Genomic DNA, 22,304 nt, shown 5'->3' with positions numbered 1-22,304 from the left:
CCGCGCGGCGGGCCCCGGCGGCGTGGGGTACCATGTCAGGGACTGAAAACGCGCCCCGCCGGCGCGCGCCGCCGGCAGAAGGAGGACCCGTGAACGAACTCAACGACATCGTGCTCTCGCCCGACCCGCGCCTCGCGCAGGAGTGCGCGCCCGTCGAGACCATCGACGACGAGGTGCGCGCGCTGGCCAAGCGCATGCTCAAGACCATGTACGCCGCCGACGGCTGCGGCCTGGCCGGACCCCAGGTGGGCGAGATGCGCCAGATCGTGGTCATCGACGTGGACTGGGCCGGCAAGGGCTCCAAGAAGAACCCCTACGTGCTCATCAACCCCGAGGTCGTGGTCGCCGACGGCCCCGAGCGCACCGGTTCGGAGGGCTGCCTGTCGTTCCCGGGCGTGAGCGTCAGCGTGACGCGCCCGAGCCACGTGGTCGTGCGCGCCCGCAACCTCGACGGCGATCTCATGCAGTACGAGGCCTCCGACAACCTCATGGCCGTGTGCCTGCAGCACGAGATCGACCACGTGCACGGCGTGACGATGTTCGACCACCTGGCGCCGCTCGCGCGCGCCGAGGCCGAGCGCGAGTACCAGGTCGCGCTCGCCGCCGGCGCCCGCCCCGGCGACACCGAGGTGGAGGGCTAGCCATGGGCGAGAGGCTCCGCGTCGTCTTCATGGGCACGCCCGACTTCGCCGTGCCGTCGCTCGAGGCGCTCGCCGCCGCCCACGAGGTCGCCCTCGTGCTCACCCGGCCCGACGCCGTGCGCGGCCGCGGCCGCACGCCCGTCCCCTCGCCAGTCAAGGCCCGCGCGCTCGAGCTGGGTCTGCCGGTGCTCGAGGTCGGCCGCGTCACGCCGGAGGTCACGGGGCGCGTGGCCGCCTGCGGCGCGGACGTGGGCTGTGTGGCCGCCTTCGGCTGCATCCTTCCCGACGACCTGCTCGCCGCCCCCGCGGCCGGCTGCGTGAACGTGCACGCGTCGCTGCTGCCGCGCTGGCGCGGCGCCGCCCCCGTCCAGCGCGCGATCCTGGCCGGCGACGCGGAGACCGGCGTCTCGATCATGCGCGTGGGCCACGGCGTGGACACGGGCGCCTACTGCGCGCAGGCCGCCACGCCGATCGGCGAGAAGAACACCGGGGAGCTCACGGCCGAGCTCGCGCGTCTCGGGGCCGACCTGCTGGTGAGGGCGCTCCCGTCGGTCGCGGACGGCACCGCGCCGTGGGTCGAGCAGGACGAGGCGCTCGTCACGCACGCCGCCAAGGTCGAGAAGGCCGAGCTGCTGCTGGACCCCGCGGTCCCGGCGCGCGAGAACGCCCTGCGCGTGCGGGCCTCCGGCGACACGGCGCCCGCGCGCTGCGAGGTGGCCGGCCGCGGCGTGCGCGTCTGCGCGGCGCGCGCGGTGGGCGGCGCGGGCCTGGCCGCGGGCGCGGTCCGCGTCGAGCACGGGCGCGTGCTGCTGGGCTGCGCGGACGGCGCGCTCGAGGCGCTTCTCGTCAAGCCCGACGGCAAGCGCCAGATGGAGGCGCGCGCCTGGGCCGCCGGCCTGCGCGGCGACGACCTCGCGTGGGGACGCGTCGCGTGACGCGCGCCACGGCGGCGAGAAGGGCCGCGCTGGCGCTGGTGGGGGAGCGGAGGCGCCGCGGCGCCCGCGTCCGCGAGCTCATGCGCGCCTCCGAGCGGCTCTCGTCGCTCGACCCACGCGACCGAGCGCTCGCCACGCGGCTCGCGATGGGCTGTGTGGCGGCCGAGGGCGCGCTCGACCGCGTCATCGACGCCCACCTGCGCGCCGGCGCGCGCCTGGAGCCACGCGTGCGCGACGCCCTGCGCGTCTCCTCCTTCGAGATCCTCTACCTCGCCACGCGTCCCGACGTCTGCGTGAGCCAGGGCGTGGAGCTCGTGCGCGGCGTCGCGCCGCGGGCCGCGGGGCTCGCCAACGCCGTGCTGCGCCGGGTGGCGTCCGAGGACGCGCCCGCGCTCGCCGCCGCCCGCGCGCGGCTCGGGTCCGATGACGTCACGGTCGATGACCTGGCGCTCGTTGGCGGCATGCCCGCGTGGCTCGCGGAGCGGGGGCTCGCCTCGCTCGGGTCGGCGCGCGCCGCCGCGTGGGCCGCGGACGCGCTCGAGCCCGTCGGCGCCTGGGTGGCCGCCAACCGCGCGCGCCGCACGACGGACGAGGCCCGCGCCCTTCTCGACGATGCCGGCTGCTCGCCCGAGGCGGGGCCGCTGCCCGGCTCGCTTCTGCTCGGCGCCCCCGCGGCGCTCGCGCCGTCCGGCCTGGTGGAGGCCGTCGACGTGCTGCCGTGCGACCTCGCGGCCCAGCGCGTCGCGCTCGACGCCGCGCCCGCCCCCGGGGCGCGCGTGCTGGAGATCGGCTCCGGGCGGGGCACCAAGACCGTGCTGCTCGAGGGCGCGGCGTGCGCCGCCGGCGGGCCCTGCGAGATCGTGGCCGTGGAGGCCGACGCCCGCCGTTCCGAGCGTGCCGCGCGCCGCATGGAAGCAGCGGGCGTCGCCGAGCACGTCCGCTGCGTCGCCGCCGACGCGCGCACCCTCACGTCCGAGCTTCTCGGTACCTTTGACCTGGTCTTCGTTGACGCTCCGTGCTCGGGTTCGGGCACGCTCGCCCGCCATCCCGAGATCGCGTGGTCGCTCGAGCCCTCCGCGCCCGCCGAGCTCGCGCGCCTCCAGGGGGAGATCCTTGCCGCCGCCGCGCCGCTCGTGGCGCCGGGCGGGAGGCTCGTCTACGCCACCTGCTCGGTTTTCGCCGAGGAGGACGAGGGCGTCGTGCGCGCCCTTCTCGGCGGCCCCGCCGGATTCGGCCTCGAGCCCGACGCCATGGGTCGCACCGACCTGCCGCGCGCCGACACGCACTTCTCCGCCACGCTGCGCCGCCGCTGACGTGCGGGAACCTGACGCTTTGGCGCTCGAAACCGTCAGGAGGCCGCATCCCAACCATTGACGTGCGGGAACCTGACGCTTTCGCGCCCCAAACCGTCAGCAACCCGCGCCTCGTCGCGCCGTACCCCAACCGCGCGGCGTCACCCGGCTAGGTCCTCCCATCCGTCGAGCCACGCGTCGGCCGCCGCGCGCAGCTCGCGCACGGGCTGGCGCGGGTCGCTCGAGCGCACGGCCACCGTCGCCATGCCCGCCCGCGCCGCCGAGCGCACGCCGGGCAGGATGTCCTCGAAGACAACGCAGGCCCCCGCCCCCGCGCCCAGGCGCCGCGCGGCCTCCAGGTAGATGTCGGGGTGGTCCTTGCCGCGCGTCACCTCGCGTCCGCAGACCACCTCGTCGAAGAGGGCGTCCACGTCCACGTGGCGCATCGCGCGCAGGACCTCGGGCGCGTTGGTCGTGGCCAGCGCGAGCCGCACGCCGCACCCGCGCAGGCCCCGCAGGTACGCCTCCGCGCCGGGCCTGAGCCTCACGTCCGTCTCGTAGAGCGCCGCGCCGAGCCGGTTCCACTCGTCCACGATGTCGGACACCTCGTCGCGCAGCCGGTAGCGCTCCACGCACCAGCGCGCGCCCGCCTCGAAGCCGAGCGTTGAGATCGTGAGCGCGGCGGACTCGTCGAAGGGCAGCCCGCGCGTGGCGAAGAAGATCTCGTCCACGCGCCGCCACAGGCGCCAGGTGTCGGCGAGCGTGCCGTCGAAGTCCAGGACGGCGGCCGAGAAGAACGGCGGCCACGGCGCGCGGGCGTCCGCGCGCCTCATCGGTCGGGCTCGTCCTCGAGCGAGCGGAGCACGCCGAAGGTCACGTCGTCGCGCACCGCGGCGCAGAGCGTGCGGGTCACGTCGCGCGCCACGTCGAAACGCTCGGCGTCCACCGCGGCCTGCGCGGCGCCGAGCAGCGCGCCCACGACCTCCTCGGTGGGGGCGAGCGGGATGTCGGCCCCCTCCAGCGCCGCGTCGGCCTGCTCGGCCGAGAGCGAGCCGTCCGACGCCACGCCCACCTGGCCCAGGAGCGCCGCCACGGCGAGCCCGCCCACGAGCGCCGGCCCGCCCAGGTGGCGGCATGCCCGCTGGTAGCAGGCCTGGGCCGCGAGCACGTGCCCGGTGTGCCACTGCAGCTGCGACATCCGCAGGTAGGCCATGCCGACCGACTCGGCGTCACAGGCGCGCCCGAGCGTGCGGCGCAGCTCGTCGGCCGCCCCGGCGGCGTCGCCGGCGGCCTCGAGGCACTGCGCGAGGTTGAGGCGGACCTGCGCGGAGGCGGGCGCCAGCTCGGCCGCGCGCCGCGCGCGGGTCACGGCGCCGGCCGCGTCGCCCCGCGCGAGCGCGCAGGCGGAGGCCACCAGGTTTGCCTCGAGGTAGGCGTCGGGCACGAGGGCCACCTCGCGACCGCCCTCGTCGCCGAGCAGGTTGTGCAGGACGCGCTCGGCGTGCGTCGAGAAGGACCGCCAGACGCGGCGCTCGTCGTCCGCGTACGCGCCCGAGGCGTCCGCCTCGCCGAGCGGGCCCTCGAGCGCCCGCCCCGCCTCGTCCGCGCGCCCGGCGAGCAGGAGGTCGCGGGCGCGGTCGACCGCCTTGCGCAGGGGACCGCCGTCCACGAACGCCTCGACCACGGCGAGCGGGTCGGCGTCGAGCGTTCCGTCCACGAGCTCGCGCACGCAGCGCAGCGCGGCGGCGCGCACGTCGCCGGTCGCGTCGGGGGCGTCGGCCACGGCGAGCAGCGCGCGCACGTCGTCGGCCGTGGTCTCGCCGAGCCCGCGCGCCAGCCCCGCGCACGCCGCGCGCCGCGCCGCGGCCTCGTCGGAGCCCAGCTCGCGCACGAGGCGGCACCCCAGCGACTCGGCCGCGGAGAGCGGCAGCGCCTCGTCGCTCGTCTCCACGGGCTCGAAGCGCGCGTCGGGACAGAAGAGCTCGTCGTCGAGCGAGAAGCCCTGTCGCACGGTCGACAGCTCCCCGTTGGCGGCGTCGACCGTCGCGCCCGCCGCGCGCAAGAGCGCGAGCGGGTCGAAGCGCCCCGTGAGGTCCACGGTCTCCATCAGGTCCCGCTCGAGGCGCGCGGAGTAGTAGCACGCGTGGCCGGTCGGGTCGTCCGTCACGCCGGCGACCCACACGGCGTCCAGCTCGGGGGCGACCGCCAGCGCGTACCCGGCGAGAAGGACGCCGAGCCGCAGGTTGTAGTCGGTGGCCGCGCGGCGGCGCATCTGGGCCGTGGCGGGCACCACGCCGAGACCGTCCACGTAGGCCGTGGCGGCCCAGAGGCGCGGGACCGTGAGGTCGACCTCGATGGCGGCCGCGCCGCGGCGCAGGTTGACGCGGAAGCGCGCGGTGAGCCGGTGGGGGAGCCTGAGCGCCTCGATGCCGAACGAGATGGCCTCGCGCACGGACCACTCGCCGTGGGCGGGGCCGCCCGCGCGCTCGACGACGCTCGGGACCTGCGCCGCGATCGAGCGCGCGACGCGCTGGGAGCAGCGCACCACCTCGTCGAGCGGGGCGGCGTCGGGGTCGTCCAGCGCCCGCTCGGCGAGCAGCGTCTCGTTGAGGGCCGCCTCGACCCCCAGGGCCGCGAGGCGCGAGGCCCACGTCAGCTCGGGCTCCTCGATGCGCAGGTAGAAGAGGTCGGAGGTGCGGGGTCGCACCACGCGTAGGGCGGGCAGCTCGACGCCCTGGTCGCGGATGCCGGCCTCCTCCAGGCGCCCGGCCAGGAAGAGCTCCAGGCCCGAGGGGGCCGCCTCGCCGCCGAGCCCGGCGCGCCGGCGCACGTCGGCCACGAGGCCGCGCAGGATGCCCACCGGGTCGGCGGACGCGGCGAGCCTGAGCGCGAGCCGGTCGAGGTCGAGCGCCTCGCGCCCGTTGTCCCCCGCGCCCGCGTCGCCCGTCTCGGGCGCGGCACCGGCGGCGTCGGTGCCCACGAGCGCCGCGAAGAGCCTCCCGAGCCGTCCGTGCGGCTGCTGCTCGTCGTCTGCCATGGGCACCTCCCCTCGGGTCCCGTCCCGCTCGTCGTCCACCCGCTACTCCTCGCGCCGCGTCCTTCTCGCCCCGTCGATCAGGGTCTCGCAGTGGTTGATGCGACGGATGAAGAGCCCGCTCAAAAGCTTGGGCTCGAACCACGTGGACTTGGGCGGCATGAGCAGGCCCGCGTCGGCCACGTCCATGAGCTCGCCGGCCGAGGTGGCATAGAGGCTGAACGCCACGCCCGTCTCGCCCGCCCGGCGCTCGAGCTCGGACGTGCCGAGCACTCCGCCCACGAAGCTGATGCGCGCGTCGCTGCGCGGGTCCTCCACGCCGAGCACGGGACCGAGCACGCGGTCCTGCAGCACCGAGACGTCGAGGCCGGCCACCGGGTCGTCCGGCGCGGGCGCGTCCGGGCTCACGGTCAGCTCGCGCCAGGCCCCGAACGCGTACATCCCGAAGGTGCCGCGCCGCGCAGGCTCGACCGCCTCGCCGCGGCGCTCGCCCACGGTGAGCCCGGCCGCGCGCAGGGCGTCCACGAGCTCGTCCTCGCCGAGCCCCGCGGTGTCGGCCACCACGCGGTTGTAGGGCAGCACGGTGAGCTGGCTCGCGGGGAACATGACCGCGAGCAGGTAGTTGTAGGCCTCGTCGCCGGTGAAGCGGTCGCCCTCGCGCGTGCGCATCTCGCTGCAGACGCGGGCCGCGGCGGCGGCGCGGTGGTGGCCGTCGGCGATGTAGGCGCGCGGCACGTGCTCGAGCATCAGCCGCAGCGACTCCACGGCGGCCGGGCGCGCCACGCGCCAGACGGTGTGCCGCACGCCGCTCTCGTCGGTGAAGTCGTAGAGGGGGTCGGCGGCCGTGGACGCCCCCACGAGGGCCTCGAGCACCGGGTTGTCGCGGTAGGCGAGCAGCGCCGGGCCGGTCTGGCAGCAGGTAGCCGAGATGTGGCGGACGCGGTCGGCCTCCTTGTCGCGGCGCGTGAGCTCGTGGCGGCGGATGACGCCGTTGGTGTAGTCATCCACCGAGAACGCGCCCACGATGCCGGTCTGCGCGCGCCCGGCGCGCGTCAGGCGGTAGAGGTAGAAGCAGGGGGTGCCGTCGCGCAGCAGCGTGCCGTCGGACACGCGCGCGGCGAGAAGGTCGTGCGCGTGGGCGTAGACGTCGTCGGCGTAGGGGTCGTGGTCGGGGCCGAAGCCGGTCTCGGGCCGGTCGATCGCCAGGAACGAGTCGGGGTGCGCCTCGACGTAGGCCGCCGCCGAGGCGCGGTCGAAGACGTCGTAGGGCGGTGCGGCGAACGCGGCGGCGCGGTCGGGGCGCGGGCGGTAGCAGGTGATGGGCTCGACGCGCATGGATTCCTCCTCGGTCGTGGTGCGTCCCAGACATGATACCCCGTGCGCCGGCGGGCGTGGCGGCGCACGGGCTTGGCGCGCCCCTCGACCCGTCTCCGCCCCCTCTCTTTTATCGAGTGCGCGCTATTCAGGGCGAGTTCTTTAAAACGGGCCCGCCGTCCTTCTCGCGAACTGGGAAAACACAGGCGAGAAGGAAAGAGTTGCAGCCGGCATACTCGGAATAGCGCGCACTCGATGAGGGTGGGCTGGGCCGGGGTCGAGAAGGGGTGACGAGAAGGGCCGCGCGGTCGCACCCGTCGCGCCCGTGCTACCCTGATGCGCGAGAGACCCCGTCCCCGGGAGGTGCCATGACCGGTTCGCTTTCCATTCCCGAGCGCCCCTACGTGCTCTTCGACTTCGACGGGACGCTCGCCGACTCCGTGGGCGCCATCACGAGCACGGCGCGCGGCGCCCTTCTCGCCAACGGCATGCGCGAGGAGGAGCTCGGCGACCTCACGCGCCTGGTGGGCCCGCCATTCCCGTACGCGTTCTCGCTGGTCTACGGCCTGTCGGACGAGCAGGCGCAGAAGGTGACCGAGGACTATCGCGCCGTCTACGCCACCCTGGGTCGCGCGGCGTGGCCGCTCTTCGACGGCATGGCCGAGCTGCTGGGGCGCCTGCGCGCGGCGGGGCGGCACCTGGCGGTGTGCTCGTCCAAGCGCACGGACATGATCGAGCACGCGCTCGCGGACAACGGCGCGAGCGACCTCTTTGACCTGCGCTTCGGCAAGCTCGACGATGAGGGCGAGAGCAAGGCGCACGTCATGGGCCGCGTGCTCGACGCCTTCGGCGCGGCCCCGGGCGAGGCCGTGATGGTGGGCGACCGCCACCACGACGTCGACGCCGCCCGCGAGCACGGCGTGGCGTGCGTGGGCGTGACCTACGGCGGCGCCGGGACGCGCGAGGAGCTCGCGTCCGCGGGGGCCGACGTGGTGGTGGACAGCCTGGCCGAGCTCGAGCGGGTGCTGCTGGGGGCCTGACGGCGGCCGTGCGGCGGTCGCGGCCCCGCACGCCGACCGCCCGCGGCGCCCGACCGGAAAGACGCGGCCGCGGACGGGTACAAGCATCACCATGACGGAGTCGGGGCGCGCGCCCCGCGGATCGCGAGGATGGGAGCAGACATGGCAGACTTTGACCCGATGGACGGTCTCCGCAAGATGTTTCTGGCCGGCGTGGGCGCCGTGGCGGTGGGCGCCGAGAAGACCCAGGAGGTCGTCGGCGAGCTCGTGCAGAAGGGCGAGCTGACGGTCGAGCAGGGCAAGACCCTCAACCAGGAGCTCACCCGCAAGGCCAAGGAGGTCATCGAGAACACCTCCGACGGCGCCCTGCGCGCCCGCCTCTCGGCGATGACGCCCGAGGAGCGCGCGGCCTACGCGGCCAAGGTGGCCGAGATGAGCGAGGAGCTCGACGCGGCCTCCGTCAAGGTCGACGTCGAGGACGCCTCGGCCGCCGACGACGCCGAGGGCGCCGCCGAGTAGGGGACGCGCGTGCCGGAAGAGCGACAGGAGGACATGACGGAGGGTCTCCCCGAGCGCGAGGAGGCGTCCGGGACCGGCTCCTCCGGGGGGCGCCGCAGCGCCGAGGAGCTTCTCGACGCCTGGTACGAGAGCGTCCGCAACGCGTCGGCCGACGACGACCGCCAGACGATCGGTCTGTTCGGCGGCCGCGGCGGCGAGGACTACGGGCTCAGCCGCGCCTCGCGCATGCGGCGCATCGGCGAGATCCTCTCGATCGTGCGCCGCTACGACATCTTCCACGGCCTCACGCCCAAGGGCCTGCGCCGCATGCTCGAGGAGCTGGGGCCCACGTTCGTGAAGGCCGGCCAGATCCTCTCGATGCGCTCCGAGATCCTGCCCGAGCGCTTCATGCGCGAGCTCGGCCGGCTGCGCACCGACGTCGAGCCGATGGACCGCGACACGGTCCTCTCCGCCCTGCGCGCCGAGTACGACCAGCCGATCGAGGACATCTTCGACGCCATCGACGACTGCCCTTTGGGGTCGGCCTCGGTCGCCCAGGTCCACAAGGCGCGCCTGGTCACGGGCGAGCTCGTGGCCGTGAAGATCCAGCGCCCGCACGTCCAGGAGATCATGGCGCAGGACATCTCGATCATGCGCAGCCTGGCGCGCTACGCGGGCCGCTTCATGGGCGGCGAGCAGTTCCTCGACCTGCAGTCGGTGGTCGACGAGCTCTGGCAGAGCTTCCGCGAGGAGACCGACTTCCTCGTCGAGGCCCGAAGCCTCGAGGAGTTCCGCCGCAACAACGCCGGCTGCGCCTTCGTCGACTGCCCCAAGCCCTACCCGACGCTGTGCACGCGCCACGTGGTGGTGATGGACTACGTGGAGGGCATCCCGATCAACGACGTCGCGCGCCTGCGCGCGGAGGGCTACGACCTCGCCGAGATCGGCACCAAGATCGCCGACAACTACACCGACCAGATGCTCGAGGACGGCTTCTTCCACGCCGACCCGCATCCCGGCAATCTTGTGGTGCGCGACGGCAAGATCGTCTACCTCGACCTCGGCATCATGGGCCGGCTCTCGAGCCACGACCGCCGGGCCGTGCGCGACATGGTGGTCGCGGTGGCGCGCGGCGACTCGGCGGGGCTCGCCGGGGGACTCCTGCGCTTCTCGGTCTCCGGCACCGACGAGATCGACTACGCCCACCTGCTCGCCGACCTCGACGCCATCGTGGCCAACTACGGCCTGGCCGACCTCTCCGACCTCGACATGGGCGCCTTCCTCAGCTCGCTCATCTCGATGGCGCAGCGCGACGGCATCGAGCTGCCGAGCTCGGTCACGATGCTGGCGCGCTCGCTCGTGACGCTCGAGGGCACGGTCCACGACCTGCTGCCCGGCACCTCGATCGTGGAGATCATCAGCGCACACCTGCGCTCGCGGCGCAGCGCCTCCGAGCTGGCGCGCCGCGAGGGGACCCGCCTCGCGCACGAGACGGTCGCCGCCACGCACGGGCTTCTCGGCGCGGCGGGCGAGGCGGGGCTGGCCATGCGCATGCTCACGCGCGGCCAGCTGCGCTTCAACCTCGACCTCGCCGGGACGGCCGACCCGCTCGAGGACCTGGCGCGCATCGCCAACCGCCTCACGCTGAGCGTGATCATCGCCGGCCTGTTCATCGGCTCGTCGGTGGTCTACTACGCGCGCATCCAGCCGGTCATCTTCGGCATCCCGGTCATCGGCTTCGTGGGGTACCTCGCCGCCTTCGCGCTCGGCGTGTGGGTGGCGCTCGACATCATCCGCGAGAGCCGCCGGCGCCGTCGCCGCTGACGGTTGGCGTTGCTGACGGTCGGCGCCGCGCGCGGCGAATTGTGGACATCCTGTTGGCGCGCCGCTCGTTTTCGCTCGCCGCGTTGGGACGCCCGTGTTCGGGAAGAACAAAGGTAGCCAACGGCCCCGGGACCGCTCAGGTCCCGGGGCCCTTTCCGTTAGAGGTGATCTCATGCTCAACCGTTACGACTTCGACTTTGACTACGCCGACGACTTCGCCACGCGCTGGAACGAGGGGTACCGCCGCGCCCGGACCTGGATGGTCGTGCTCGGCGTGCTGCTCGCCCTGGTGGGCGTGGCCAGCGCGCTCGACCCGTTCAGCATCTACGCGCTCGTGCAGGCGGTCATCGCCGCCGCGCTCATCGTGGGCGGCGCGAGCCAGCTCGTCTCCTACGCCCGCACGCCGGAGCTCCTGCGCAGCCCCGCGACGCTGGTGATGGGCGTGCTCAACGCCCTTCTCGGCATCATGCTGCTGACGCTGCCGGCCTACCTCACGGCGGGTACGGTGGTGTTCCTGCTGGCCTTCCTGTTCATCATCGCCGGCGCCGAGCGGATCACGTCCGCGCGCCGCATGCGCTACTTCGGCCTGCCCAGCTCGGGCGTCAACACGGCCGTGGGCGTCCTCAACGTGGTGGCTGGTGTGGCGTTCCTGCTGCTGCCGGTGGCCTCGGGCGTGGTGCTCGGCTACGTCATGTCCGCCTACCTCGTGATCGGCGGCGTGACCCTGATCGTGCAGGGCGTCTCGATGCGCCGGATCGATCGCTAGGCGAGAAGGGCGCGCGGCGGCGGGCCGGACGTCCCGCCTGCGCGTCCTTCTCGCCCCCGGGGTCCACGCCCCTGCCCATGCACATGCGTCGGATTGCTGCATGTGAGTGAACCGCATCGTGAGAGCCCACGTTCCGGCCCGTGCATATGCGTCAATCCGACGCATGTGCACGGGCCGTCCGTGCGAGAGGGTCTCGCCAGTCGGTCCCCGGAGATGCACATGCGTCAAGTTGCTGCATGTGCGTGGGCAGGAGGGGCGGAAGTTGTCGTGACGACCCGGTCCTGCAACTCACATGCGTCATCTAGCTGCATGTGCATAGGTCAACGGGCTCTCAGGCCGTTGGGGCCTCGTGCACATTCGTCAGCTTGACGCATGTGCATGGCTGCTGAGGGGAAGTCGGGCTTCCCAGACAATGCACATGCAGCTAGATGACGCATGTGCATGAGGGGGTGCGGATAGCGCTCATCTCTCCCGTGCACATGCAGCTAGATGACGCATGTGCATGGAGCGGAGGGGGAGGGGCCGGTGGGCGAGAAGGACGTGCGGCAGACAGAGAAAGGGCCCGCGCACCCAGACGGAAGCGCGGGCCCCGGAACGGCGGACGGCGCCGGCCCTACTCGAGCTCGAAGGCCCCGGTGTAGAGCTGGTAGTACGTACCGTGCTTGGCGATCAGCTCGTCGTGCGTGCCGCGCTCGATGATGCGGCCGTGGTCCAGCACGATGATGACGTCGGAGTTGCGCACGGTGGAGAGCCGGTGCGCGATCACGAACGTGGTGCGCCCGGTCATGAGCGCGTCCATGCCGCGCTGCACGATCGCCTCGGTGCGCGTGTCGATCGACGAGGTCGCCTCGTCGAGCACCATGACCGGCGGGTCGGCCACCGCCGCGCGCGCGATCGAGAGCAGCTGCCGCTGGCCCTGCGAGAGCGCCGCGCCGTTGTCGGTGAGCCAGGTGTCGTAGCCGTCCGGCAGGCGCCGCACGAAGTCGTCCGCGCCGGCCAGTCGCGCCGCGGCCACGCACTCCTCGTCGGTGGCGTCGAGCCGCCCGTAGCGGATGTTGTCCATCACGGTGCCGGTGAACAGGTTGGTGTCCTGCAGCACCATGCCGAGCGAGCGGCGCAGCGCCGGCTTCCGGATCTTGTTGATGTTGATGCCGTCGTAGCGGATCTTGCCGTCCGCGATGTCGTAGAAGCGGTTCAGCAGGTTGGTGATCGTGGTCTTGCCCGCGCCGGTGGCGCCCACGAAGGCGATCTTCTGGCCCGGCTTGGCCCACACGGTCACGTCGTGCAGGACGGTGTGGCCGGGGCGGTAGGCGAAGTCCACGTCGAAGAGGCGCACGTCGCCGCGCAGCGGCACGAGCTCCACGGTGCCGTCGTGGTGCGGGTGCTTCCAGGCCCACTCACCGGTGCGCTCCTCGCACTCGCTGAGCGTACCGTCCTTGGCCTTGCGGACGTTGACCAGGGTGACGTAGCCCTCGTCCTGCTCGGGCTGCTCGTCCATGAGCTCGAAGATGCGCTCGGCGCCGGCGAGTCCCATGACCACGGAGTTGATCTGCTGCGAGATCTGGCCGATCTGGCCGGCGAACTGCTTGGTCATGTTGAGGAACGGCACGGTCACGGCGATGGAGAAGCCCAGCCCCGAGATCGAGACGTTGGGCACGCCCAGCTCGATGAACACGCCGCCCACGAGCGCCACGATGACGTAGAGCAGGTTGCCGAGGTTCATCAGGATCGGGCCCAGGGTGTTGGTGTACATGTTCGCGGCGCGGCTGGCCTCGAAGAGCTTGCGGTTGCGGACGTCGAAGTCCTCCTGGGCGGCCTGCTCGTGGCAGAACACCTTCACCACGCGCTCGCCGTTCATGACCTCCTCGACGTGGCCCTCGACGATGCCGATCTCCTTCTGCTGCGCCACGAAGTTGCGCGCCGAGCGGGAGCCCAGCACCTTGGTCATGTAGGCCATGAACAGCACGCCGGCCACGATGATGACGGCCATCCACACGCTGTAGTAGATCATGACGCAGAACACCGACACGAGCGTCACGCAGGTGAGCGTGATGTTGGGCAGCGACTGGCCGATCATCTGGCGCAGGGCGTCGATGTCGTTGGTGTAGTGGCTCATGATGTCGCCGCGCTGGTGCTGGTCGAAGTAGCTGATCGGCAGGTCCTGCATGTGGTCGAAGAGCCGCTCGCGGAACTTCTCGAGCGAGCCCTGGGTGATGACGGCCATCGCGCGCGTGTAGGTGAAGTTGAGCACCAGCGACACGCAGTAGATGCCGATCAGCGTGGCCACGAGCGTGCCGATGCGGCCGGCCACGCTCTCCCAGTCGCCGGACTCCCAGGTGGCGGTCACGATCTCGAGGGCGCGCTGCATGAACGTGGCGGGCAGGGCCGACAGGACGGCCGACACCACGATGCAGACGAGCACCAGCGGCAGCATACGCGGGTAGAACGAGAAGAGCGTCTTGATGAGGCGCCCCATCGTGTGGCCGCGCCCGCTCTTGCGGGGCGGCTCGCTCACCTGGCGGCCGGCCACGTTCTGGCGCTCGGGCGCCGGCTCTGGGTCGACGTGGCGCTTGGACCCGGTCACGTTGGCCATCACGTTCTCAGCGGAGTTCCTGATGCTCATCGGGCGTCACCCCCCTTCGCGGCCGCGTCGTCCGCGGCGGTCGCGTCCTCGTCGTCGCTCTTGCGGTTCTGGGCGAGGTAGGTGTCGCGGTAGAACGGGCAGCTCTCCATCAGCTCGTCGTGCGTGCCCAGGCCCGCGATGTGGCCGTTGTCGAGCACGAGGATGCGGTCGGCGTCAGCCACGCTCGAGGTGCGCTGCGCGATGATGATCTTGGTGGCGTCCGGCAGGTACGACCGCAGGCCCTCGCGGATGAGCGCGTCGGTCTTGGTGTCCACGGCGCTCGTGGAGTCGTCGAGGATGAGCACCTTCGGGTGCTTGAGCAGCGCGCGGGCGATGCACAGGCGCTGCTTCTGGCCGCCGGACACGTTGGTGCCGCCCTGCTCGATGTAGTAGTCGTACTTGTTGGGCAGGCCCTGGATGAACTCGTCGGCCTGCGCGAGCTTGCAGACCTCCACGAGCTCGTCGTAGGTGGCGTCGGGGTTGCCCCAGCGCAGGTTCTCCTTGATGGTGCCGCTGAACAGCACGTTCTTCTGCAGCACCACGGCCACGTTGTTGCGCAAAAACTCCAGGTCGTAGTCGCGCACGTCCACGCCGCCGACCTTCACGCTGCCCTCGGTCACGTCATACAGACGGCTGATCAGGTTCACGAGCGACGTCTTGGCCGAGCCGGTGCCGCCCATGATGCCGATCGTCTCGCCGCTCTTGATGTGCAGGTCGATCTCGGCGAGGGCGCGGTGCTCGGCCTTCTCGGAGTACTTGAACGTCACGTGGTCGAAGTCGATCGAGCCGTCGCGCATCTCGGTCACGGGCTGGGCGGGGTTCTCGATCGTGGGCTCGGTGGTGAGGACCTCGCAGATGCGCTCGGCGCTCTCCTGGGCCATCGTGATCATGGCGAAGACCATCGAGACCATCATGAGGGCCATGAGGATCATGAAGCCGTAGGTGGTCAGCGCCGAGAGCTGGCCCACGTTGAAGGCGGTGCCGCGCGTGGAGATGATGAGGTAGCTGCCGAACTGGATGACCACCACGAACACGGCGTACACGGCGAAGTTCATCATCGGCGTGTTGAGCGCGAGGATCTTCTCGGCGCGCGTGAAGTCGCGGCAGACGTCCTGCGCGGCGACGCCGAACTTCTGCTTCTCATAGTCCTGGCGCACGTAGCTCTTGACGTCGCGCATGCCGGTGACGTTCTCCTCCACGGACTCGTTGAGCGCGTCGTACTTGTGGAAGACCGAGCGGAAGATCGGGTGCACGGTGCGCACGACCTTGAACAGGCCGAAGCCCAGGATCGGCACGATGATCACGAAGACGAGCGCCATCGGGCCCGACATGACGAAGGCCATCACGATGCCGGCAATCAGAAGCATCGGGCAGCGGATGGCGGTGCGGATGACCATCATGTACGCGAGCTGCACGTTGGTGATGTCGGTGGTGAGGCGCGTGACGAGCGAGCTCGACGAGAACTGGTCGATGTTGGCGAACGAGAAGCGCTGCACGGCCGCGAAGACGTCGTGGCGCAGGTTCATGGCCAGACCGCAGGAGGCCTGGCTGCACGTGACGCCCGCGCCGATGCCGAAGGCGAGCGACGCGAGGGCCATGAGGACGAGCACGCCCGCGTAGGGCAGCATCTGGTTGATGCCGGCGCCCGCCTGGATGGTGTTGATGAGCTGGGCGGTGACGAACGGGATCGCCACCTCCATGGCCACCTCGCCGAGCACGATGATCGGGGTGGCGATCGAGGCGCCCTTGAACTCGCGGATGCTGCCGCCCAGGGTCCTGATCACCTCCCGGCCGCCGATCTCGCGGGACGTGGCCGCCGCTGCTGTGTCTTGCTGCATGTAACTCCTTTCCCCCTCATGCCGCGCGGGCCCGGCGCGCCCGCGGACAACGTGTCATTGTGTGGCGCTCCCGGCGAGATTGCAAGGTACCTTGCGATTATCTGGGGGCGCCTGACAAACTCCCCACATGTGGGGCGCGCCCGCGCGGCGAGAAACCCGCGCGTAAGCTCCGGCAAACGGTAAATACCCAGTTCAGAAAATCGGTAAACGGTCGTCGGGACCCCGCGGGACCAAATGTAAGGCCCTCTGTAAGCGCCGCGTAAACCGCTGTCAGCCTCCCGTAATGCATCGGAAACAAGGCCGATCGCCGCCCGACACGCGCCTAGGATTCAAGCCGACACGGCCGGCGCCCCCACGGGTCGGCCACATCCACGGGAAAGGAACATCAATGTCCAAGCTTGATCTCTCTCGTCGTCAGTTCCTGGGCGTCTTCGGCGGCGTCGCCGCGCTGTCCGGCCTCGGCCTCGTCGGCTGCGGCGGCACCGACAACGCCGCCTCCGGCGAGGGTGGCGACGCCGCGGCGGCGCTGTCCGGCTCGATCTCCTGCTCCGGCGCCACCTCCTTCCAGCCGCTCGTCGAGGACGCCTCCGACGCCTTCTGCGACGCCAACCCGGACGTCTCGATCGCCATCTCCGCCGGCGGCTCGGGCCAGGGCCTCTCGCAGGTCGCCGACGGCTCCGTCCAGATCGGCCGCTCCGACGTCTTCGCCGAGACCAAGCTCGAGGCCGACCAGTGCGAGGGCCTCGTCGACAACCAGGTCTGCATCGTGGGCATGGGCCCGATCGTGAACGCCAACGTTGACGTCGACGACATCTCCACCGAGGACCTCAAGGGCATCTTCATGGGCGAGATCACCGACTGGTCCGAGGTCGGCGGCTCCGCCGGCGCCATCCAGGTCATCCAGCGCGAGGCCGGCTCGGGCACCCGCGCCACCTTCGAGTCCGCCGTCCTCGGCGGCGACACCGCGCCGGACAGCTTCCGCCCGGTCGCCGAGGTCGACTCCTCGGGCACCGTCGTCGAGCAGGTCGCCGCGACCGAGGGCGCCATCTCCTACGTGGCCTTCAACTACATGGAGTCCGACGGCATCAAGGCCCTCTCGGTCGACGGCGTCGACCCCACCCAGGAGAACGTCGAGAACGGCGACTTCAACATCTGGGCCTACGAGCACATGTACACCCGCTCCGACGAGGACGAGTCCACGGCGCCCGTGACCAAGGCGTTCATCGAGTTCATCATGTCCGACGAGTTCGCTGACACCGTCGTGGCCGACGGCTTCATCCCCATGGGCAACATGAAGGTGAAGAAGGACGTCGACGGCAACGTGACCCCCGTCGAGTAGCACCGCTCCACACCCTGTCGGCGGCGTCCCCCCGCAGCGCGCGGGGGGCGCCGTCGACCCCTGACGAGAAAGGCTCTCCCATGGCAAAGCTCATGCCCAAGCGGAGGCTCGAGAACATAGGCCTGGGCGTCACGGGCTTCTGCGTCGCCCTCGTCGCGCTCGTCGTCGTGACCCTCATCGTGATGGTGGCCCAGCAGGGCCTCTCCACGTTCTTCGTCGACGGGCTCGACCCCGTGTCGTTCCTCACCGGACAGAACTGGATCCCCGAGCAGGAGCGCTACGGCGCCCTGCCCATGATCGTCGGCTCGTTCGCGGTCACGCTGCTCTCGACCGTCTTCGCCCTGCCCGTCGCCGTCGGCTCGGCGATCTTCGTCGTGGAGGTGGCGCCGGGCTTCGGGCGCCGCTTCTTCCAGCCCGTGATCGAGCTTCTGGTGGGCATCCCCTCGGTCGTCTACGGCGTGCTCGGCCTCTACGTGATCAACGGGATGGTCCACGCCATCTTCGGCAACGCGGCGCCCACCGGCGCGGGCATCCTCTCGGGCTCGATCGTGCTGGCCATCATGATCCTGCCGACGATCACCACGCTCTCGATGGACGCCCTGCGCGCGGTGCCCAACCAGTACCGCGAGGGCTCCTACGCCCTGGGCTGCACGCGCTGGCAGACCGTGTGGCACGTGGTGCTCAAGAGCGCGCTGCCCTCGCTCATGACGGCCGTCATCCTGGGCATGACCCGCGCCTTCGGCGAGACGCTCGCCGTCCAGATGGTCATCGGCGGCGTCGAGCGCTCGATGCCCTCCGGCCTTCTCGACCCGGCGTCCACGCTCACCGCGGCCCTCACGGCGGGCCTCTCCAACGCCACGTCCGGCTCGGTGTACTACCACGCGCTCTGGACGCTCGGCCTGATCCTGCTCGTCATGTCGCTCGTGTTCATCCTCATCATCCACCTCATCGGCCGGAAGGGGGCGAAGGCCAATGGCTAGCGAGAAGAGCGCCCCGCTCGACCTCGACGCCCACGTCAGGCGCATCAACCGCCAGGACCGGGTCGCCACAGGCGTCCTCACCGTCATCGTGGGGCTCGTCATGCTGCTCGTCGTGGCGATCATCGCCTACATCGTGGTCCGCGGCGGCGGCCGCGCCGTCACGCCGGGGTTCCTCACCAACCCCTACAACGATGACGTGCTCCCCGGCATCGTCTACCAGCTCTGGGACTCGTTCTACCTGCTGATCGTCACGCTGGTCATCTCGGTGCCCATCTCGCTGGGCGCGGCCATCTTCCTGGTGGAGTACGCGCCCGACAACTGGGTCACCTCCGCGGCCAAGACCGCCATCGAGACGCTGTCCTCGCTGCCGTCGATCGTCGTGGGCATGTTCGGCTCGCTGTTCTTCGTGGTGACGCTCGGCTGGAAGATCTCCATCCTCGCCGGCGCCTGCGCCCTCACGATGTTCAACATCCCGATCCTGGTCCGCACGATCCAGCAGGCGCTCGAGGACGTGCCGCGCAGCCAGCGCGACGCCGCCCTCGCCATGGGCCTCACGCGCTGGGAGACCACGATCAACGTGCTGCTGCCGGCTGCCATGCCCGCCATCGTCACCGGCATCGTGCTCTCGGCCGGCCGCGTCTTCGGCGAGGCCGCCGCGCTGATCTTCACCTCGGGCTCGGCGCCCGCGCGCCTGAACTTCGGCTCGCTCAACTTCCTGAGCCCCACCAACCCCTTCAACATCTTCCGCCCCGCCTGCTCGCTGGCCGTCTACATCTGGCGCCTCACCTCCGAGCCCACGGAGGGCAGCGTGGAGATCGTCTGGGGCACCGCCACCGTCCTTCTCGTCTGCGTGCTGCTGTTCAACATCCTCGCGCGCCTGCTCGGGAAGTTCCTCTCGAGGAGGCTGACCGCAGAATGACCGACACCACCGCCACGCAGGCCGCGCCCGCCCAGGGCACGGACCACCTGCTCCAGACCCAGGACGTGACCGTCACCTACGACCTCACGCACGAGGCCCTGCACAAGACCTCGCTCAGCTTCGACGCCGGCCAGGTCACGGCCCTCATCGGCCCCTCGGGCTGCGGCAAGTCCACGTTCCTGCGCTGCCTGAACCTCATGAACCGCGAGATCCCCCGCTGCGTCGTGGGCGGCCAGATCCTCTACCACGGCCACGACATCAACACGCCCAAGGAGAACCTCTTCGAGCTGCGCAAGTCGATCGGCATGGTCTTCCAGCAGCCCACGCCGTTCCGCAAGTCCATCCGCGAGAACATCCTCTTCGCGCCCAAGAAGCACGGGCGCATCCACTCCAAGGACGAGGCTGACGAGCTCGTGGAGACGTCGCTCAAGCAGGCCGCGCTCTGGGACGAGGTCAAGGACAAGCTCAAGCAGTCCGCGCACGCCCTCTCGGGCGGCCAGCAGCAGCGTCTGTGCATCGCGCGCACCCTGGCGATGAAGCCCGACGTGGTCCTCTACGACGAGCCGTGCTCGGCGCTCGACCCGATTTCCACGTTCTCGATCGAGGAGACCATCCGGTCGATCGCCGAGTCGGGCATCTGCGAGATCATCGTCACGCACAACATGGAGCAGGCCACGCGCGTCTCCGACCGCACCGCCTTCTTCTACGTGGGCGACATGGTCGAGACCGGAACCACGCAGCAGATCTTCTCGGCCCCGCGCGACCAGCGCCTCGTTGACTACCTGACCGGCCGGTTCGGCTAAGGAGGGGAGAACATGGACACACAGAACATGGTGGACCCGTCCGCGCGCACCCTCGAGGGCGCCGAGACCGAGCTCTCCATCCGCGACTTCAACCTCTGGTACGGGGACTTCCAGGCTCTCAAGCACATCTCGCTCGAGATCCCCAAGAACCGCGCCACGGCCTTCATCGGGCCGTCCGGCTGCGGCAAGTCCACGCTGCTGCGCACGTTCAACCGCATGTGCGACTTCGTAGAGTCGGTGCGCACCGAGGGCACCATCGAGTTCGGGGGGCGCGACATCTTCCAGATGGACGCCAACGCCCTGCGCGTCTACGTGGGCATGGTCTTCCAGCACCCCAACCCGTTCCCGATGAGCATCCGCGAGAACATCCTCTACGGGCCCAGGCGGATGCGTCGCATCTCGCGCTCCGAGGGCGACGAGATCTGCGAGCGCTGCCTCACGCGCGCGGCGCTGTGGGACGAGGTCAAGGACGACCTCGACAAGAGCGGCCTGGGGCTCTCCGGCGGCCAGCAGCAGCGCCTGTGCATCGCCCGCGCGCTGGCCACCGACCCGTCGGTGCTGCTCATGGACGAGCCCACCTCCGCGCTCGACCCCATCTCCACGAGCATGGTCGAGGAGCTCATGAGCGAGCTCGCCGAGGACCACACCGTGGTCGTGGTGACGCACAACATGCAGCAGGCAGCCCGCGTGGCCGACAAGACCGTCTTCTTCTACCTGGGCGAGCTCGTCGAGAGCGCCCCCACCCGCGAGTTCTTCGCCAACCCGCGCGAGAAGCGCACGCAGGAGTACCTATCAGGGAGGTTCAGCTAATGGCTACCCGCACCAAGTTCACCAAGCAGCTCGAGGACATCGAGGGCTACCTCAACCGCCTGACCGAGAAGGCCGCCTCCGACGTGCGCGCGGCCGGGCTCGCCGCCACCGGCGACAAGGGCGCCGCCGAGGGCGTCATGAGCGGGCGCAAGACCGAGGACCGCCTGCGCAACGCCATCGAGGAGAACTGCCTCGACGTGATGCTGCTCCAGCAGCCGCTCATCGGCGAGGACCTGCGCTTCGTCTCGGGCGCGTTCCGCATCGTCTCGGACCTCACCCACATCGACGGCATGACCCGCGACGTCTGCTGGCTCGTCGAGGAGATCCCGGCCAAGGCCGCCAAGAAGCTCAGCGCCGAGCTCTCCGAGATGTCCGAGTGCGCCGCGCGCATGGTCGAGCAGTCCGGCGCCGCCTTCGCCGCCTCCGACGTGGAGGCCGCCCAGAAGGTCGTCGAGCAGGACAACCGCGTCAACGAGCTCTATAGTGAGGTCGAGGAGAAGCTCGTGGGCCTGATCCGCGAGGGCAAGTCGTCGGCGCGCTACCTGCCCGAGCTGCTCATGGTGGCCAAGTACTTCGAGCGCATCGGCGACCTCTCCAAGCGCGTCGCGGCCTGGGCCATCTTCCGCGTCACCGGCGAGCACGTGGTGGCCGAGAAGACGAGCCAGCGCCTCGATGCCGAGGAGCAGGAGGACTAGCCGCGGCGCGGGAGCGCGGGGACCGGGAACGAGAGACGAGGGACGAAGCGTGGTCTACTACGTCGAGGACGACAAGAACATTCGCGAGCTGACGGTCTACGCGCTCGGCCAGGGCGGCATCGAGGCCCGCGGCTGCGCCGACGACGCCGAGTTCAGGCGCGCCTGCGCCGAGCGCACGCCCGACGCCGTCCTTCTCGACATCATGCTCCCCGACGCGGACGGGCTGGAGATCCTGGCCCGCCTGCGCCGCACCCCCGGGCTCCAGAACGTGCCCGTGATGATGCTCACGGCCAAGGACACCGAGCTCGACACCGTCAAGGCCCTCGACTCCGGCGCCGACGACTACCTCTCCAAGCCGTTCGGCATGATGGAGATGGTGAGCCGCACGCGGGCCCTGCTGCGCCGCGCGGGCCGCGAGTCGGCGGTGCGCGAGAAGCCCGAGGAGCTCAGGGTGGGGGAGGTCACGCTGTGGCCCGACCGCCGCGAGGTGCGCGTGGGCGACCGCGAGGTCCAGCTCACGATGCGCGAGTTCGACCTGCTCGAGTTCCTGATGCGCTCGCCGGGCGTGGTCTTCTCGCGCGAGACGCTCCTGCAGCGCGTGTGGGGCTGGGACTTCGACGGCGGCTCGCGCACTGTGGACGTGCACGTCCAGCAGGTGCGCGCCAAGCTCGGCGACGCCTCCGACCTCATTGAGACCGTGCGCGGGGTGGGCTACCGCGCCAAGGGCTAGGGCCACGCCGTGGTGCGCCAGCCGGGCGTCAAGGGGTCGCTCTCTCACCGCATGTTCGTCGCGCTCGTCGCGGCGTGCGCCGTCGTGGCCGTCGCGGTGACCGCGGCGGCCTCCCTCATATACCAGGGGGCGTTCCTCGCCGACGAGCACGCCCAGCTCGCCGAGGAGTGCCGGGCCATCGCGGCCCGTTTCTAATACACCAAAAAAAAAGCCGCTCCGCTCGAGGGGAGGGAGTTGGGGTCGT

At 71.1% G+C, this 22,304-nt stretch carries 20 protein-coding genes; 15 read left to right on the top strand and 5 right to left on the bottom strand.

Annotated features, from left to right (window positions below; genetic code table 11):
* Positions 1-89: 89 nt before the first annotated feature.
* Genes def through ACWTSU_RS09180 form a run of 3 tightly spaced genes read left to right on the top strand, consistent with a single transcriptional unit; the run spans position 90 to position 2,889 of the window.
* Positions 90-641, top strand: a complete 552-nt coding sequence (gene def / locus ACWTSU_RS09190; RefSeq protein WP_455139960.1) for a peptide deformylase — start codon at positions 90-92, stop codon at positions 639-641.
* Positions 642-643: 2 nt separating this feature from the next.
* The gene (gene fmt / locus ACWTSU_RS09185) at positions 644-1,576 is read left to right on the top strand and encodes a methionyl-tRNA formyltransferase (protein WP_455139958.1); all 933 of its coding nucleotides are present in this window, start codon (positions 644-646) and stop codon (positions 1,574-1,576) included.
* Positions 1,558-2,889: a transcription antitermination factor NusB gene (locus tag ACWTSU_RS09180; RefSeq protein WP_455139956.1), complete on the top strand. Its 1,332-nt coding sequence runs from the start codon at positions 1,558-1,560 to the stop codon at positions 2,887-2,889. Before fmt ends, ACWTSU_RS09180 begins: the two co-directional genes overlap by 19 nt.
* A gap of 140 nt (positions 2,890-3,029) precedes the next feature.
* On the opposite strand, the gene ACWTSU_RS09175 is transcribed toward ACWTSU_RS09180, so the two are convergent.
* The 3 genes from ACWTSU_RS09175 to ACWTSU_RS09165 are packed head-to-tail and all read right to left on the bottom strand — an operon-like array spanning position 3,030 to position 7,237.
* On the bottom strand, positions 3,030-3,701 hold the full coding sequence (locus tag ACWTSU_RS09175; RefSeq protein WP_455139954.1) for an HAD family hydrolase: 672 nt from the start codon (positions 3,699-3,701) through the stop codon (positions 3,030-3,032).
* Positions 3,698-5,905, bottom strand: coding sequence for a hypothetical protein (locus ACWTSU_RS09170; RefSeq protein WP_455139952.1), 2,208 nt, complete (start codon positions 5,903-5,905; stop codon positions 3,698-3,700). Before ACWTSU_RS09170 ends, ACWTSU_RS09175 begins: the two co-directional genes overlap by 4 nt.
* A gap of 42 nt (positions 5,906-5,947) precedes the next feature.
* Positions 5,948-7,237 carry a DUF1015 domain-containing protein gene (locus ACWTSU_RS09165; protein WP_455139950.1) on the bottom strand — a complete coding sequence of 430 codons (1,290 nt, stop codon included), beginning with the start codon at positions 7,235-7,237 and terminating at the stop codon, positions 5,948-5,950.
* A gap of 347 nt (positions 7,238-7,584) precedes the next feature.
* Between ACWTSU_RS09165 and ACWTSU_RS09160 the strand changes: the two genes are divergently transcribed.
* The 4 genes from ACWTSU_RS09160 to ACWTSU_RS09145 all read left to right on the top strand — a co-directional run bounded on the left by ACWTSU_RS09160 (position 7,585) and on the right by ACWTSU_RS09145 (position 11,323).
* On the top strand, positions 7,585-8,256 hold the full coding sequence (locus tag ACWTSU_RS09160) for an HAD family hydrolase (RefSeq protein WP_455139948.1): 672 nt from the start codon (positions 7,585-7,587) through the stop codon (positions 8,254-8,256).
* A gap of 141 nt (positions 8,257-8,397) precedes the next feature.
* Entirely contained in the window at positions 8,398-8,754 is a 357-nt protein-coding gene (locus ACWTSU_RS09155) for a hypothetical protein (protein ID WP_455139946.1), read from the top strand.
* A 33-nt stretch (positions 8,755-8,787) separates the two neighbouring features.
* On the top strand, positions 8,788-10,557 hold the full coding sequence (locus ACWTSU_RS09150) for an ABC1 kinase family protein (RefSeq protein WP_455139944.1): 1,770 nt from the start codon (positions 8,788-8,790) through the stop codon (positions 10,555-10,557).
* Positions 10,558-10,729: 172 nt separating this feature from the next.
* Complete coding sequence (locus ACWTSU_RS09145; protein WP_455139942.1) at positions 10,730-11,323, top strand: HdeD family acid-resistance protein; 594 nt, start codon at positions 10,730-10,732, stop codon at positions 11,321-11,323.
* 613 nt (positions 11,324-11,936) lie between these two features.
* Here ACWTSU_RS09145 and ACWTSU_RS09140 read toward each other — a convergent pair.
* Both ACWTSU_RS09140 and ACWTSU_RS09135 read right to left on the bottom strand, forming a co-directional pair.
* Positions 11,937-13,946, bottom strand: a complete 2,010-nt coding sequence (locus tag ACWTSU_RS09140) for an ABC transporter ATP-binding protein (protein WP_455139940.1) — start codon at positions 13,944-13,946, stop codon at positions 11,937-11,939.
* Positions 13,943-15,784 (bottom strand): ABC transporter ATP-binding protein, encoded by a 1,842-nt coding sequence (locus tag ACWTSU_RS09135; protein ID WP_455139938.1) that lies wholly within the window; start codon positions 15,782-15,784, stop codon positions 13,943-13,945. Before ACWTSU_RS09135 ends, ACWTSU_RS09140 begins: the two co-directional genes overlap by 4 nt.
* Before the next feature lie 388 nt (positions 15,785-16,172).
* Between ACWTSU_RS09135 and ACWTSU_RS09130 the strand changes: the two genes are divergently transcribed.
* The 8 genes from ACWTSU_RS09130 to ACWTSU_RS09095 all read left to right on the top strand — a co-directional run bounded on the left by ACWTSU_RS09130 (position 16,173) and on the right by ACWTSU_RS09095 (position 22,255).
* A complete protein-coding gene (locus ACWTSU_RS09130) occupies positions 16,173-17,123 on the top strand; it encodes a phosphate ABC transporter substrate-binding protein PstS family protein (protein WP_455139936.1) in 951 nt (316 codons plus the stop codon).
* A gap of 80 nt (positions 17,124-17,203) precedes the next feature.
* Positions 17,204-18,103, top strand: coding sequence for a phosphate ABC transporter permease subunit PstC (gene pstC, locus ACWTSU_RS09125; protein WP_455139934.1), 900 nt, complete (start codon positions 17,204-17,206; stop codon positions 18,101-18,103).
* The gene (pstA, locus tag ACWTSU_RS09120; protein ID WP_455139932.1) at positions 18,096-19,022 is read left to right on the top strand and encodes a phosphate ABC transporter permease PstA; all 927 of its coding nucleotides are present in this window, start codon (positions 18,096-18,098) and stop codon (positions 19,020-19,022) included. The genes pstC and pstA overlap by 8 nt, the downstream gene beginning before the upstream one ends.
* Positions 19,019-19,825: a phosphate ABC transporter ATP-binding protein gene (locus tag ACWTSU_RS09115; protein WP_455139930.1), complete on the top strand. Its 807-nt coding sequence runs from the start codon at positions 19,019-19,021 to the stop codon at positions 19,823-19,825. The genes pstA and ACWTSU_RS09115 overlap by 4 nt, the downstream gene beginning before the upstream one ends.
* A 12-nt stretch (positions 19,826-19,837) precedes the next feature.
* Positions 19,838-20,635, top strand: coding sequence for a phosphate ABC transporter ATP-binding protein PstB (gene pstB / locus ACWTSU_RS09110; protein ID WP_455139928.1), 798 nt, complete (start codon positions 19,838-19,840; stop codon positions 20,633-20,635).
* Positions 20,635-21,330: a phosphate signaling complex PhoU family protein gene (locus ACWTSU_RS09105; protein ID WP_455139926.1), complete on the top strand. Its 696-nt coding sequence runs from the start codon at positions 20,635-20,637 to the stop codon at positions 21,328-21,330. Before pstB ends, ACWTSU_RS09105 begins: the two co-directional genes overlap by 1 nt.
* A gap of 49 nt (positions 21,331-21,379) precedes the next feature.
* Positions 21,380-22,060 (top strand): response regulator transcription factor, encoded by a 681-nt coding sequence (locus tag ACWTSU_RS09100; protein ID WP_455139924.1) that lies wholly within the window; start codon positions 21,380-21,382, stop codon positions 22,058-22,060.
* Between the two features lie 9 nt (positions 22,061-22,069).
* A complete protein-coding gene (locus tag ACWTSU_RS09095) occupies positions 22,070-22,255 on the top strand; it encodes a hypothetical protein (protein WP_455139922.1) in 186 nt (61 codons plus the stop codon).
* Positions 22,256-22,304: the final 49 nt, after the last annotated feature.

It is taken from the genome of Thermophilibacter sp. (genome assembly GCF_966187215.1).
The sequence above is the reverse complement of the archived record's forward strand: the minus strand, read 5'-3'. Positions and strand labels throughout refer to the sequence as shown.

What these genes read in the sequence shown, in the direction of transcription:
- fmt (WP_455139958.1), top strand. Translation starts at nt 644, where the DNA reads ATGGGCGAGAGGCTCCGCGTCGTCTTCATGGGCACGCCCGACTTCGCC.
- ACWTSU_RS09175 (WP_455139954.1), bottom strand. Translation starts at nt 3,701, where the DNA reads ATGAGGCGCGCGGACGCCCGCGCGCCGTGGCCGCCGTTCTTCTCGGCC.
- ACWTSU_RS09170 (WP_455139952.1), bottom strand. Translation starts at nt 5,905, where the DNA reads ATGGCAGACGACGAGCAGCAGCCGCACGGACGGCTCGGGAGGCTCTTC.
- ACWTSU_RS09165 (WP_455139950.1), bottom strand. Translation starts at nt 7,237, where the DNA reads ATGCGCGTCGAGCCCATCACCTGCTACCGCCCGCGCCCCGACCGCGCC.
- ACWTSU_RS09160 (WP_455139948.1), top strand. Translation starts at nt 7,585, where the DNA reads ATGACCGGTTCGCTTTCCATTCCCGAGCGCCCCTACGTGCTCTTCGAC.
- ACWTSU_RS09155 (WP_455139946.1), top strand. Translation starts at nt 8,398, where the DNA reads ATGGCAGACTTTGACCCGATGGACGGTCTCCGCAAGATGTTTCTGGCC.
- ACWTSU_RS09150 (WP_455139944.1), top strand. Translation starts at nt 8,788, where the DNA reads ATGACGGAGGGTCTCCCCGAGCGCGAGGAGGCGTCCGGGACCGGCTCC.
- ACWTSU_RS09145 (WP_455139942.1), top strand. Translation starts at nt 10,730, where the DNA reads ATGCTCAACCGTTACGACTTCGACTTTGACTACGCCGACGACTTCGCC.
- ACWTSU_RS09140 (WP_455139940.1), bottom strand. Translation starts at nt 13,946, where the DNA reads ATGAGCATCAGGAACTCCGCTGAGAACGTGATGGCCAACGTGACCGGG.
- ACWTSU_RS09135 (WP_455139938.1), bottom strand. Translation starts at nt 15,784, where the DNA reads ATGCAGCAAGACACAGCAGCGGCGGCCACGTCCCGCGAGATCGGCGGC.
- ACWTSU_RS09130 (WP_455139936.1), top strand. Translation starts at nt 16,173, where the DNA reads ATGTCCAAGCTTGATCTCTCTCGTCGTCAGTTCCTGGGCGTCTTCGGC.
- pstC (WP_455139934.1), top strand. Translation starts at nt 17,204, where the DNA reads ATGGCAAAGCTCATGCCCAAGCGGAGGCTCGAGAACATAGGCCTGGGC.
- pstA (WP_455139932.1), top strand. Translation starts at nt 18,096, where the DNA reads ATGGCTAGCGAGAAGAGCGCCCCGCTCGACCTCGACGCCCACGTCAGG.
- ACWTSU_RS09115 (WP_455139930.1), top strand. Translation starts at nt 19,019, where the DNA reads ATGACCGACACCACCGCCACGCAGGCCGCGCCCGCCCAGGGCACGGAC.
- pstB (WP_455139928.1), top strand. Translation starts at nt 19,838, where the DNA reads ATGGACACACAGAACATGGTGGACCCGTCCGCGCGCACCCTCGAGGGC.
- ACWTSU_RS09105 (WP_455139926.1), top strand. Translation starts at nt 20,635, where the DNA reads ATGGCTACCCGCACCAAGTTCACCAAGCAGCTCGAGGACATCGAGGGC.